Origin of the sequence: Acinetobacter sp. YH12249, from assembly GCF_013417475.1 — a bacterium.
In the GTDB taxonomy this organism is placed as follows: domain Bacteria; phylum Pseudomonadota; class Gammaproteobacteria; order Pseudomonadales; family Moraxellaceae; genus Acinetobacter.
Window position 1 is genome coordinate 1 of sequence record NZ_VPDX01000013.1, and the last position, 13,902, is coordinate 13,902.

Annotated in this window: 13 protein-coding genes; 9 read left to right on the forward strand and 4 right to left on the reverse strand. The window is 44.2% G+C overall.

Features of this window, described 5'->3' with window-relative positions:
- Positions 1–173: 173 nt before the first annotated feature.
- Positions 174–419, reverse strand: coding sequence for a SlyX family protein (locus FTV25_RS08785; protein ID WP_004781873.1), 246 nt, complete (start codon positions 417–419; stop codon positions 174–176).
- 39 nt (positions 420–458) lie between these two features.
- Here FTV25_RS08785 and FTV25_RS08790 point away from each other — a divergent pair, with 39 nt between their 5' ends.
- Positions 459–2,366 (forward strand): ATP-binding cassette domain-containing protein, encoded by a 1,908-nt coding sequence (locus tag FTV25_RS08790; protein ID WP_180002963.1) that lies wholly within the window; start codon positions 459–461, stop codon positions 2,364–2,366.
- A gap of 123 nt (positions 2,367–2,489) precedes the next feature.
- Positions 2,490–3,425, forward strand: coding sequence for a lauroyl acyltransferase (locus FTV25_RS08795; protein ID WP_179993125.1), 936 nt, complete (start codon positions 2,490–2,492; stop codon positions 3,423–3,425).
- A gap of 40 nt (positions 3,426–3,465) precedes the next feature.
- Here FTV25_RS08795 and FTV25_RS08800 read toward each other — a convergent pair whose 3' ends face one another.
- Both FTV25_RS08800 and FTV25_RS08805 read right to left on the reverse strand, forming a co-directional pair.
- A complete protein-coding gene (locus FTV25_RS08800; protein WP_180002965.1) occupies positions 3,466–3,873 on the reverse strand; it encodes a GNAT family N-acetyltransferase in 408 nt (135 codons plus the stop codon).
- 335 nt (positions 3,874–4,208) lie between these two features.
- Entirely contained in the window at positions 4,209–5,339 is a 1,131-nt protein-coding gene (locus FTV25_RS08805; protein ID WP_180002967.1) for an endonuclease/exonuclease/phosphatase family protein, read from the reverse strand.
- A gap of 188 nt (positions 5,340–5,527) precedes the next feature.
- Between FTV25_RS08805 and asd the strand changes: the two genes are divergently transcribed.
- The 5 genes from asd to truA all read left to right on the forward strand — a co-directional run bounded on the left by asd (position 5,528) and on the right by truA (position 11,618).
- Positions 5,528–6,646, forward strand: coding sequence for an aspartate-semialdehyde dehydrogenase (gene asd / locus FTV25_RS08810; protein WP_004781864.1), 1,119 nt, complete (start codon positions 5,528–5,530; stop codon positions 6,644–6,646).
- Between the two features lie 138 nt (positions 6,647–6,784).
- Positions 6,785–8,389: a FimV family protein gene (locus tag FTV25_RS08815; RefSeq protein ID WP_180002969.1), complete on the forward strand. Its 1,605-nt coding sequence runs from the start codon at positions 6,785–6,787 to the stop codon at positions 8,387–8,389.
- A gap of 65 nt (positions 8,390–8,454) precedes the next feature.
- On the forward strand, positions 8,455–9,783 hold the full coding sequence (locus tag FTV25_RS08820; protein WP_180002971.1) for a fimbrial protein FimV: 1,329 nt from the start codon (positions 8,455–8,457) through the stop codon (positions 9,781–9,783).
- Between the two features lie 47 nt (positions 9,784–9,830).
- Entirely contained in the window at positions 9,831–10,802 is a 972-nt protein-coding gene (locus FTV25_RS08825; RefSeq protein ID WP_180002972.1) for an asparaginase domain-containing protein, read from the forward strand.
- A gap of 18 nt (positions 10,803–10,820) precedes the next feature.
- A complete protein-coding gene (gene truA / locus FTV25_RS08830; protein ID WP_159123637.1) occupies positions 10,821–11,618 on the forward strand; it encodes a tRNA pseudouridine(38-40) synthase TruA in 798 nt (265 codons plus the stop codon).
- 108 nt (positions 11,619–11,726) lie between these two features.
- Here the strand turns inward: truA and FTV25_RS08835 are convergent, their stop codons facing one another.
- Positions 11,727–12,734: an AraC family transcriptional regulator gene (locus FTV25_RS08835; RefSeq protein ID WP_004781856.1), complete on the reverse strand. Its 1,008-nt coding sequence runs from the start codon at positions 12,732–12,734 to the stop codon at positions 11,727–11,729.
- 231 nt (positions 12,735–12,965) lie between these two features.
- Here FTV25_RS08835 and infA point away from each other — a divergent pair, with 231 nt between their 5' ends.
- Entirely contained in the window at positions 12,966–13,187 is a 222-nt protein-coding gene (infA, locus tag FTV25_RS08840) for a translation initiation factor IF-1 (protein ID WP_001284370.1), read from the forward strand.
- A 140-nt stretch (positions 13,188–13,327) separates the two neighbouring features.
- Positions 13,328–13,723, forward strand: a complete 396-nt coding sequence (locus FTV25_RS08845) for a hypothetical protein (RefSeq protein WP_180002974.1) — start codon at positions 13,328–13,330, stop codon at positions 13,721–13,723.
- Positions 13,724–13,902 lie beyond the last annotated feature (179 nt).

The following is a 13,902-nucleotide window of genomic DNA, read 5'->3' on the forward strand; positions in this document are numbered from 1 at the left end:
ACAGAGTCACCATGACCAGACAAGTAATGTTCAACAACTTTTAATTTGAATTCTTGAGAATATTTAGCCATTAAAAAGCACCCTTCAAATTAGACTAAGAGTGTCCAACTTTCGGGGTGCAGATTAGACTGGAGGGCTTTTTTTTGCTTTCTTTCTTTAAAATTATTTGTAAATTAATAATGCGGTGGACGGTTGGTGACCGGATCAAAAGCATCAATCCCTTCGGACAAATCTGCAGACTCAACACGTTGATATAACAACTGCATTTGTTTTTTTAAATCGGCAATTTCCAGATTCTGGCGAGTGACCTGCTGATTCAGCTGTTCAACTAAATCATCTAAAAATGCAATTCGCACTTGCAAATCTTCAATGGGTGCGGAAAATGACGCCTGATCATTTAGATTTTGTTGTTTAGTCATTTTAAGTCCTCATTTGGGATTTCAGGAAACATTAACATTATGGCCTATATTACTTTAAGGGATGTCCAACTGGCATTTGGCGGACCTGCCTTGCTCGACGGCGCCAACTTTAATTTGGAACGCGGTGAACGAGTATGTTTGATTGGCCGTAATGGTGAGGGTAAGTCTACCTTACTTAAACTGATTGAAGGAAGTTTACTCCCGGATAGTGGTGAAGTTTCGTTACAAAATGGCATCACCATTTCCATGCTGGCCCAAGACGTGCCAATGGATTCCGGCAAGGTTGCAGATATTGTTGCCGACGGCGCTGGTGAAGCTTCAGAAGTGTTGCGTGCTTACCATGAAGCCAGTGAAGCTTGCGTGCTCGGTGATATGGAAGCCTGTGACCGCATGGGACATTTGCAGCATCAGATGGATCAGCTGGATGGCTGGGCTTTAGAAACTAAGGTTAATTCAATCCTAAGTAAAATGGGACTGGATCCTGAAGCGGATCTGGCCGATTTATCTGGCGGTCGTAAACGCCGTGTCCTGTTGGCACGTGCCCTGCTCACCCAACCTGATGTGCTGTTACTCGACGAACCGACGAACCATCTGGACGTCGAAAGTATTGAATGGCTGGAAAAATTCTTGCTCGAGCAGAATAACTTGACCTTACTGTTTATTTCGCATGACCGTGCCTTTGTGGACAGTATTGCGACCCGTATTGTCGAGCTGGACCGTGGTATTTTGCGTAGCTATGAAGGCAACTATTCACGTTACCTCGACCTAAAAGCTCAGCAGCTGGAAGCAGAAGAAAAACAGAATGCCCTGTTCGAGAAAAAACTCGCTGAAGAAGAAGCCTGGATTCGTCAAGGCATTAAAGCACGTCGTACCCGTAACGAAGGTCGTGTCCGTGCTCTGAAAGAATTGCGTGAAGAGTCTAAAGCACGCCGCTTCCAGCAAGGCAAAGTCAACATGTCGACTCAGGAAGCACAGCGTTCAGGCAAAGTGGTGTTCGAGATTGAACATCTCAGCGTGAAGTTTGGTGACAATGCACCGATCATTAATGATTTCTCGGCGCTGGTAATGCGTGGCGATCGGATCGGTCTGGTGGGTGATAATGGTGTCGGTAAAACTACACTAATCAAAGCCATTCTGGGAGAAATCGAGCATGGCGGTACAGTCAAAACCGGTACCCAGTTGGAAATTGCTTATTTTGACCAGCTACGTAATGTGCTAGATCTGGAAAAATCAGTTAAAGATAACGTTTCGGAAGGTTCAGATCATGTCGATGTGAATGGCCAACGTCGTCATATCTATAGCTATTTACAAGACTTCCTGTTCTCCCCAGAACGTGCCCGTACGCCAGTTAAAGCCCTTTCAGGTGGTGAACGCAACCGTATTCTGCTCGCCAAACTATTACTGAAACCATCCAACCTGATCGTGATGGACGAACCGACCAACGATCTGGATATGGTAACGCTGGAACTGCTGGAAGAAATGCTGGCGGAATACAAAGGCACCCTATTACTCATCTCGCATGACCGTGCCTTCATGGACAATGTCGTCACATCGACCTGGGTCTTTGATGGCAAAGGCAATATTGATGAATATGTCGGTGGCTATCAGGATTATCTGGAACAACGTCCAGATCAAACTGTGGTTGACCAGAAAATGGCAGTCAAAAAAGCTCAGGCCAAAGCTGAAGCAGCAGTTACACCTGTAGCATCGGCTCCGAAGAAAAAACTCAGCTACAAAGATCAGCGTGAACTGGAAATGTTACCGGCTGAAATTGAAGCACTGGAAAAAGAACAAGCTGAACTTTCTGACAAACTGGCGGATGGCTCGTGGTTTGTCACAGATGCAGCAGCAGCGACCAAGGCCTCTGAACGTTTAGGCGAAATTGATGAGATTTTGCTGGAAAAAATGGAACGTTGGGACCAACTGGAAAATATGACCAAAGGCTAATCTTTAAATCGCCTAGTCACTAAGCATCTGTATTCGTACAGGTGCTTTTTTATTTTGCAGTTTTTTATTTCAAAAAGCTCTTCTGCTACACTGCTGACATCTTTGATTTCAAATATTGAATTTATGAGTCGAACGCCAGAATACAAACCCGGTGAATTTCAATGGTCATTCCTGTTACCGCAATACTGGGGTATCTGGGTGGGTATTGTATTTCTGATGATTCTGGCCATCTTACCTTGGGCGATTCAGCATCGTCTGGCACGTCTACTTGGCCAGATGGCATTTAAATATTTGAAATCTCGTCGTGAAACCACGCTTCGCAATCTGGAAGTTTGTTTCCCTGAATGGTCAGCTCAAGAAGTTCAGGACAATGCTCGTATGGTCTTTATTGACCAGATGCTCGGTGTATTTGAGACCTTGAATGCCTGGTACTGTCCAAAATGGTTTAAAGGCCGGGTACAGATTGAAGGGCTGGAACATATCCAGCAGGCTCAGGCAGAAGGTAAAGGGGCTTTATTGCTCGGTACCCACTCGACTTTGCTGGATGCTGGTGGTTATTTATGTGCACAGTATTTTGAGCCGGATGTGGTGTATCGACCACAAAATAATCCCTTGCTCGATATGCTGATTTACCGCTGCCGTGCCACCATTTATGCCAACCAGATTGACCATGATGATATGCGCGGTCTGGTGCGTAACCTGAAAAATGGCCATGCTATCTGGTACAGTCCGGATCAGGATTTTGGTTTAAAACAGGGTGTGATGGCACCCTTTTTTGGAGTACCTGCAGCCACAGTCACTGCACATCGTCGCTTATTAAAAATGACCAAAGCCGCTGCCATTCCACTCTATTTTTATCGAACTGGTGATATTAAAGATCCATGCTACTGTGTGTTGATCGAGCCTGCGGTAGAGAACCTGCCAAGTGCGGATGAAGTCGATGATGCAACCCGGGTAAATCTGATTATTGAACGCCAGTTGCGCATTGCACCGACGCAATATATGTGGTTCCACCGTCGCTTTAAGACCCGTCCTGAAGGCTATGATAAAATCTATTAAAAACTAGAAAAAATATGGACGGTATTATTGGCAAGACAACTCAATGATCCGTTCCTTGATAAATCCACATCGCTTCTGTATGCCCTGCACGCTCAAAACCTAGAGCTTTATAAAATTCAGTGGCATGCTGATCAGCCACCAGAATTTTCTGATGAAATCCTGAATAACGTTGCAGCATTTCTTGCATGATCAGACGACCAATACCCTGTCGCTGCACCTCCGGGTGAACCAATAAATGTGGGAAATACACCACCAGATAACCATCTGAAATCGCATTTCCCAAGCCGACCAGCCGACCGTTGATACGTGCCGTCACCAGACTATGAGAATGCTGCAAAGCCTTTAAAAGCAATTGAGGTTTTTCTGCAGCTGACCATTGATTGACAAGATAGAGCTGTAGCACTTCGAATTCATTGACTGAATCATGATCGGAAATCATAACTTCCATTCAGGTAATATCCATTTTTAATTTAAATTTTATTTTAACAATCAATTAATTATAATAAAAAAATGAGCCAAAAATAATTTAACCCGGGTTCTACATCCTGTAAAACCCGGGTTAATGAGGTTGTGCTTTCATATGTTATAATTGCTTCTTCGTTGTTGTGATTTCCCTTTCAGCATCATTTCCATGATGTTTTCATTCAGCTTCGTCTTCCTTATGAGAATATCCTTTCTCGACTCCCTGTGCTGATGAGCTTAGAATACGTGGATTCCTCTGTACTGCCCATTCGCAAGAAGCGGAAACTGCTGTAAGCAATATCGTACACTTTTCAGCTAAAACTATAAGAATTTCTCCTCATTCTTATAAGCCATCGTAATCTTATCAGTGACTTTCTTCTCTTCTTTCTCTGCCTTTTCAATTCCTTCCTGAATGGCTTCTTTGGCTTCCTGATCATCCTGATCCGTTTCTTCCAGTTCTTCCTGATGATGCTCAAATACCCGCCCAGTTTGTAAAACCAGATAAACCGGAAAATGATCTGATCCGACGTGTTTTAAACGCTCCATATGCACCAGGGCAAAATCGGTGCTGTGAAACACATGGTCAAGTGACCAGCGCAATAAGGGATAATCGGCATGAAAGGTATTTACATAGCGTCGGCCAACACGCGGATCCAGCAAACCACTAATACGCTGAAATAAACGTGTCGTGCGTGACCAGGCCACATCATTCAGATCTCCCATCACAATGCAGCTTTCATCCAGATCCTTAATCTGGTCCCCTACAATCAGCAATTCCGCATCACGTAAGGTTGAATCTTTGGCTTCAGTTGGGCTTGGTGGTTTCGGATGCAGACAATAGAGCTGTACCGGCTGTCCGGAACGTAACAAGACCTTGGTATGAATCGAGGGAATTTCATCACTCAGAATAAATTTAACCTCGGTTTCACTCAGCTCAAGTTTGCTGTACAGATGCATGCCATACAGATTATCCAAAGGTACAGGTACCCGATAGGGGTAATCTGGCTCAATGACGGCCAGCGCATCCTGCCATGCATGATCGGTTTCCAGCGTTAAGACCAAGTCTGGCTGATGGGTCTGGATCTGTTCAATCAGTAAATGATATTTAGTATTGGTGGTCAGAACATTTGAAACAATCAGGGAAATCTGACGATCCGGATCCAGCTGATCCTGCTTGACCTGCTTGACCTGTTTTTTCCAAACAAAGGTATAAGGCAAGACCATTTTCAGCTGATACGCCAAAGCAGCGATCAGGCCGACAAAAAGCAGCTGATTGAAGGCCGTCCATGGGTGATCGACCAGGAGAAAAAGAACAAAGGCAATGAAGCCCAAAACCAGAATCTGTAAACGTGGAAAATCTGCACCACGAATCCACCATTCATCTCGGGGAATCAGCGACCAGAAACTTAACCAGATGACCACGATTGCCATGATCTGGATAAACCCTACCATAAGATACACTCTTTACTAAGTTATTATTTTTTCTAAAAGAAAAATTGCTTTATCAATTTTGTATGTATCATAAAGCAGATATTTCGCTCAAGAATATTGATGTTTTGATTGTGTAGCTCTTGCAGTCACGTCCCTTTTTGATACACTCGAATCCCTTTTGATTTTTTAACGCACCGAGGCAAAGTGACATGAAAGTAGGTCTGGTCGGTTGGCGCGGGATGGTGGGTTCCGTCCTTATGCAACGTATGGTTGAAGAGAATGATTTTGCTCATTTTGAGCCATTCTATTTTTCTACCAGTAATGCGGGTGGTGAAGCTCCGGCATTTGGTGGTAAGACTGCCCCAGCACTTATGGATGCAACAGACATTAACAGTCTGAAGCAAATGGATGTCATTATTACCTGTCAAGGTGGCGATTACACCACTGAAGTTTTCCCAAAAATCAAAGCTGAAGGCTGGGATGGCTACTGGATTGATGCAGCATCTACCCTGCGTATGGATGATGAAGCAATCATCGTACTTGATCCGGTGAACATGCATGTGATCAAAGACGGTCTGGTCAAAGGCACCAAAACTTTCGTGGGCGGTAACTGTACTGTTTCCCTGATGTTGATGGGCTTAGGTGGTCTGTTCCAGAACAATCTGGTGGAATGGGCAACTTCAATGACTTATCAGGCAGCTTCTGGTGCTGGCGCGCAAAACATGCGTGAGCTGATTACTGGTATGGGTTATTTATATAACAATACCAAAGACTTGCTGGATGATCCACGTTCTCCAATTCTGGACATTGATTCTAAAATTGCTGAATTGCAACGTGGTGAAGGCTTCCCATCTGCAAACTTCGGTGTACCTTTAGCAGGTTCTCTGATTCCATACATCGACAAGCAGCTGGAAAGCGGCCAGTCTAAAGAAGAATGGAAAGGTCAGGCTGAAACCAACAAGATTCTAGGTAACCAGCAGATCGTACCGATTGATGGCCACTGTGTACGTATCGGCGCAATGCGTTGTCACTCTCAGGCATTAACGCTGAAACTTCGCAAAGACGTTCCACTGGATGAGATCGAAGATATCATTGCAAATGCAAATGACTGGTCTAAAGTTGTGCCAAACACTCGTGAAGCATCAATGACTGACCTAACTCCTGTTGCAGTCACTGGTACATTAACTGTACCTGTTGGTCGTCTGCGTAAACTGAACATGGGTAAAGAATACCTAGGTGCATTCACAGTAGGTGACCAGTTACTTTGGGGTGCTGCAGAACCTTTACGTCGTATGCTGCGCATCTTGATTGACTATAAAAACTCTTAAGTTTCCGTCAGGAAATAAATCACAAAGCCGATCTTTATTGATCGGCTTTTTTGTGTAACTATTGCGTAAGTATTTTACAAAAAACAAACATCCCGTTAATCTATAATTTTCGCTATGCGATAATGACTGAGCTCACAGATGACTGTATATAACAAATTAAAGCTTGCCATTTTAGCCATTGTTGCTTCACAAAATATCTATGCGATTAATGTAGATTCGGTACAAATCCAGTCTGCACCTGGGGAATTGCTTTATGCGGAAATGAATTTCCGTCAATCAGATATTAACTTGCCCATTGAGGTAAGTTTAGCCTCGCCAGAAGACCTGATTTCTATGGGCGCATCGCATCAGCCACCGGGTCATTTGAATTTTTTCACCCGTCGCAACAGTAATGGAACTGGGGTTATTACCATTACCTCCTCGCGCCCGGTTACTGATCGTGAATTAAATATCATTGTTAAAATCAAGGAAGGCAATGCAGCACGCCTACAGCATATCCGTACTGCATTAAGACCTAAAACTGATTTGTTACAGGCCAGCCTGAAACAGACTGAACAGCCCCTCGCGCCTGTCGTAGTCGTGAGTGAAAAAGATATTGCCCTGAACTTACCGGTGAGTACGCGTTATACCAATGCACAATCCAAACCAACCACCCCGTTTGTGGCAGAAAAACCGTTAGCCTTACAAAACACAGCACCTCCTGCATTATCAGCCAGCTCTATCCCTAAAACAGCGTTAGCTGCTGTGACCCATGAGCCGACATCGAGTATTGCAGCTCAAGTCACAAGCCCAACAAAACTTAATACTGAAACTGCGGTAGCAGCGACAAGTCATAGTTCACAGCAAGCTGGCAATGTAAACACTGCGCCAGTGAATACTTCATCCAAAGCAGCTCACGCGACTGCGGCTCAAGCAGATGCAACGTCAAACTTACAGGCTGCAGCTACAAAAATTCAGGCTGAAACAAAACCAGCTGAAATTACAATAGATCCAACAAATAAAAATGCAGCCTCAGCGCAAGTTTCTGCACCGACAAACCCTGAAAACCAGATGGTGTCCAGTGATCCACTTGTCAAAAAATATGCAGAACAACAGGCTCGCAAGCAGGCGGCATCCAGCACTGCACAGGACAAACCAAATTTAGCGACTAAAACTCAGGCACAGCCGGCAGCCATCAAACAAAGCACCTCAACCCAGATCAAGCCGACGTATGTGGTACAGTCAAATGAGTCGCTTTGGGGCATTGCTTCCAGGATTGCCAATGAACAGCAGCGTCCAGTAAGTGAGGTCATGCAGCAGATCAAGCGTGAGAATGAACATGCTTTTATTGGGGGTGATGCTAACCGCTTGCGTAAAGGCGCAGCACTTAATTTAGCGACCGTTCATACTGCGAAAACTCCGATACAGGCCTCAGCAATTAAGTCTGCTCAAGCACCCTCTAAACCTGCTGCAAAAACCAAATATCGCCTGAATGAGGCTGAAATGAGCCTGGTTGCCGAGAATCAGCGTGATTCCGGCCAGGTTTCTGCCAACTCAAACACAAAAGAAAATCGAACTTCGAAAGAGTTGTCATTAAAAGTTATGACAGCCCGTGAAAAAACCGTTAAATTACAGAGAAACGTAACTGAACTAGAATTGGCACTCAATCAGAAGGATCACAGAATTCAATTATTAAATGCTCGTCTTGCCCAGCTGCAACAACAGCTTAAAGCACAACAGGCAGATAAAAAGCCAATTAATTAAAAAGTTACACATGACGATTTATTGGGATAGGCGAACTTAATGACTCTATCCCCAAGGGGTAAAACATGCTGATTTATGTGATTCCATTAGTGATATTGATCATCGTATTAATTGTCATAAAAAAACGACAAGATGCTCAAGAATCAGATAAAGCAAAAACTAAAACTGTAAAAGCGAAAAAACCTGGCGCTGCGTCAAAATCCACTTCCCAAAGAACCAAAGTGGTCGAGCCAGCCGGAGTCGTTAAAAAATCAGCAACGCCTCTATCAGCAGAGACACGCAAGAAAATTGAAGGTCTGATTCAGGAACGTAATTTCTTTGCAGCCGAAGCGCAAATCAATCAGGCACTGAATCGCGATAATTCTCAACATGAGTTGTATTTACTGCTACTCGACATTCATATCCTGCAAAAAGATGAATTTGCGATTTCACAGCTGATTAACCATGTTCGCTCTCTGGAACTGGAAGATATTCTGGCTCAGGCTGAGGTCAAAAAGCGTGAGTTTGAAAACTCTTCGGTCGCTGTTCAGGATACTATTGATTTCCCAAGTGCTCAGCCACAAACCCCTCCTGTACAGGAAAGCAAACCTTCTACAGATGCCTTTGCAGACCTGGTTGCCGCCCCCGCTTCAAACGAACAGGCATTTGATGCATTACAACAGGAACTGCAACCGAGTAAACCAGCTGCTGTAGCGGAACCAGTACCTGATATCCAACCCTTAGAGTTCAACTTTGAACCGAAGATTCCAGCGGCTGAGCCAATAAAAACGGAAGAAGTTCCGCCTGTATCAGATAATTCAGTTGAATTTGATCTTCAGATGAATACTGCTGAAACCCAGACTGCTCCAACAGCAGCAACTGAGTCAGCACCGGTTCTGGATTTTAAGCTTAAGCTTGAACCATCTATATCCTTAAAAACAGAATCAGCGCCTGCAACAACAGAAGAAATCCAGCCTTTAGATTTCTCTTTCTCTTTAGACACTCCAACACCTACAGCAGAAAAAACAGCCGAACCTGCGACTGAGTTTGACCTGTCTAGCCTCGATATTGCAACGCCTGCAACTGAAACGCCTGCTGCGACTGAAACATCTGGACTAGATTTTAAACTTGATAATATCGAAGCTGTAAAAGAGGTTCCTGTTTCTACAGGGGTGAATTTTGAGATTCCGACAGCGCCTGTGACTTCAACAACCGATCAACATGATCCATTGGTGCAGTCCTTCCCGGAACTGATGGAAGTTAATGAAGCGGACCTTAACCTGGAGCTGGCACAGCAATATATCCAGTTAGGCGCTTATGCAGCTGCCCGTGAAGTCATAGCTGAACGTGAAGCTGAATATACAGCAGCACAACGTCAGCAAGCCGATCAGTTGCTGAATCAAATCGCATCTTAATCAATTTCCCTTTACACTAAAGCAGTCACATTTGGCTGCTTTTTTTTATGATGAAAGATATTGCACTGATTTATATGGGCGGCACCTTTGGCTGTGTCGGTGACCCGCTCGCCCCTATGTCTGCCGATTTATTTATTCCCAAACTGGAACAGCTGCTTGCTACGGATCAACCGTTCATTCAGTATTACTGCGCTCCTGTGATTAAGGACAGTAGTGCCTGTACTGCGACAGACTGGTTAGAACTGGTGCAATTTATCCAAAATCTGCAATCTGAACAGCAGATACAACATTTTGTGATTATTCACGGGACAGATACCCTGAGCTATGCCAGCGCAGTATTGGCACATTTTATGGGGAATTCGGCTCATATTGTGCTGACTGGCAGCCAGTATCCCCTCCTGAATGCTGAAGGCGATGCGCAACGCGAATTTAGCGATGCCATGGACAATCTGAGCTTTGCGCTCGCTTCAGTAACTCAGTGTAATGCAGGTGTTTATCTGGCTTTTCATCAGCAACTGATTCATGCTCAAACTGCCTTAAAGCAACATACCACTGAGCTGAATGCCTTTACTGGTCTGGATGCGCATATCGCTATTCAGGCCAACCAGCAAAGTCATCAGGTTACAGCAGACGATATTGCCAAAGCTCTGGATTTTAACTGTATGAGCTTGATGATGCAGCCGATCGATTTAGTTCAACAGTTCAATAATCTGAAAAATATTTTGGCCTATCCTCCGCATTTTCTATTCCTGCAAGGCTTTGGAACCGGCAATCTGGCCGTCAATCCAGAGATCGTAGATTTTATCAATCAGCTCTATGCCAAAGGCTGTATCTCGGTCTTAACTACTCAAGTGCCTTTCGGTGCCACCGATCAGCGTTATGCCATTGCTGAATGGGTGCATGATTGCAAAATTCTACTCAATGAAAGTTATGGCCATGCTGATCTTTATGCAAAAGCCCTAAAAATGTATTTACAATATGACACGGTAGAACAATGGCATGCCCATTGGTACGATTAGTCAGGTTTTGAGGTCATTATGCAGCGTTTTGCGGTGGGAATTGAGTTTTGTGGAACGAATTATCGAGGTTGGCAGACTCAACAACCGGGCGTAATCAGTGTTCAGGAAACCATCGAGAAGGTTCTCAGTAAAATTGCCGATGAACCGATTATTCTGCATGGTGCAGGCCGAACCGATGCCGGCGTGCATGCGACCAATATGGTCGCACATTTTGATACCCATGCCTTGCGTTCTGAACGAGGCTGGTTAATGGGCTCAAATAGCCAGTTACCTAAGGATATCTCAATCCAATGGATCAAGGAGATGGATGATGGCTTCCATGCACGCTTTAAAGCACAGGCACGCCGTTATCGTTATATTGTCTATAACTATCCGGTACGCCCTGCCTTGCTGCATAAACAGGTCACTCATATTTACTATCCACTTGATGTCAAAAAGATGATTGAAGCGGCTGCAAAGTTTGAAGGCACACATAACTTTGAGAGTTTTCGTGCAGCAGCCTGCCAGTCCAATCAGCCGGTACGTCACGTCCGTCACTGCCGCCTGATCCAGCATGGGCCTTATCTGATTCTAGATATTCAGGCGGATGGCTTCCTGCATCATATGGTACGCAATATCATGGGCTGTTTGCTGGAAATCGGCCAAGGCATGTATGGAGTTGACCATATTGACCATATTTTTGCAGCAGAAGATCGTAAAGCAGCCGGTGTTACCGCACCACCGGACGGTCTGTATTTTATCCAGGCTGAATATCCAGAGTATTTTGACCTACCCAAAGTACCTTTGGGTCCATACTGGTTAAATATGCCGGAATAAGCTAATTATTTTTAATTTTTAAATCCCTCCTAACCTCCCTTTGAAAAAGGAAGGAACTCCTCTCCTTTATTAAAGGAGGGGTTGGGGGAGGATTTTAGATTTTAAAGATTAACGCTGCTTGCGCTTCCGATATTCCACCGGCGTTTCATTGGTCCAGCGTTTAAAAGCACGGTAGAAGGTACTTGGCTCCGAGAATCCAGTCAGATAAACGATACGTTCTACACTTTCATTGGTACTCGCCAATAGACGTTTAGCCAGACGACAGCGATAATCAGACAGAATCTGCTGGAAACTGGTATTAGCCTCACTGAGCTGGGTACGTAAACGGCGTGGAGTAATATTCAGTTGAGCGGCTACAGTTTCTAGCGTTGTTTCACCACTTTCTAAAGTAGAGCCAATAGCCCGACGCACTTCCCCGACTAAATCGTAACGAGCCAGTTCCTGTAATTTTTCAATTGCCAGCTGTTCATGTAGCTGCAACAGTTCCGGCTCTGCCTGCCAAAGCGGGAAATCCAGAATACTGGGATCAAAATACAAACGGGTTTCTTTCTGGCCCAGACTTACCGGACATTCATAAACCCGGAAATATTCTTCATCTGCCGCGCCTTTGGAAAAATTGAAATCGATATAGATCGGTTCAAAACGGCCTTCAGTAATAAATTTAAAGAAACGCAACACACCTGACATCGCACATTCGGTAAAGTGACGATTGACCAGACTTTCAGCAAAAGGCTGTTCACCATTGGTCAGATAGCAGCGATCATCTTCGACCACCAGCTTGGCATGAAAGGCATCACTGATCAGACGCTGATAAGCCAGTGCACGTTTCAAGCCTTCACCAAAATTCTCTGATGAAATAAACAGATGCTCAATCACCTGTCCGCGATAGAGTGGCAAATGTTCACCCAGATGCAATCCGATATCCGGGTCCTTACTGACCTCTTCTGCGGCAACCCAGAAGGCATACTGAGCACTAAGCGGAGTACGGTCATTGGTCTCCACCTGATTTAAAGCGACTCCTGCTTTCGTCAGAAGTTCTTCTGTTGGCAAACCTGCACGACGAATCGCCTGATAGCCTAAACGCAATACGACTGATGCATCCGTTAGCTGACTCACTCAAAAACCTTCCTTGTATGTACTTCATTTATACTTAAAAAGATTGAAATTAGATTAACTGTGATTGACCAAACTGACAACAGATACCACACGCTTTTTAGTTAAAAAGTTTAAACTCACACTTCGCTTATTTTACTGACAGATGATCAGTCTAACGCCCGTTACACCTTGTGTTTTGCGAAAAAATTGACTATAATTTGCGCCTTTCCAATTTATTCATTCAGGTAGGCTATGGCCAATAAAGAGGAACTCATCGAGTTCGAAGGCGTTGTCACCGAGACGCTTCCTAATACTATGTTCCGTGTACGTTTAGAAAACGGTCACGAAGTAATTGCCCATATTTCTGGTAAAATGCGTAAACACTATATTCGTATTTTGACTGGCGATAGCGTGAAGGTCGAAATGACTCCTTATGATTTAACTAAGGGTCGTATCACATACCGTGCGCGCTAAGTTTTAGCGGAAGCAAAAGCCACTCATCCAGTGGCTTTTTTATTGCCTTTTCTTTTATATCAATTCCCCTGTACATTCACTATACTGCATTCGAAGATAATAATTTCTATTTTTCCTCTAATAAAAACAGTGAATCATTCATGCAAAAAATCTTGCTTTCTCTGATCCTAGGAATCAGCCTGACTGCCTGCTCCACTACAAGTTCGATAAAATCACGGCAGCTAGATCAGCAACTACAGCAATATATCGGCCAATCTGCAGAGTCAATTCGCAAGGATCTGGATTTAACTGCACTTGGTTTTAAGACCTCAAAAGCACCTGTACAAACAGAAAAACGTCTGAGTTATACCGTACTTCGCACCATTGAACTGCCACTGGGAACACCGGCCATTCAGCAAAGTGTCAGTATAGGTGCTCCTGTACGACTCGCAACTGCACCCGGCCCGGGTTATCAGGTTGAAATGCCCTGTCAGATTCATTTTCAGCTAGAACAAGAGATTGCCCAATCTGTGCAATATAGTGGACGTGCCTGTTAAGACTCATTTTTGCTTTTTATTCATTTTGAAGTGGATATAAAAGCGTTCTAAGTTGTCTTAGATTTGACAGCTACAGCTAACATCTAACTGCCTGATTGTTCCTGTCCTGTCTAATAATAAATTACAACAGTTCCTCTCACACTTTGCTATTACACTGTTTTTAAGCGTTCCTTGAGTAG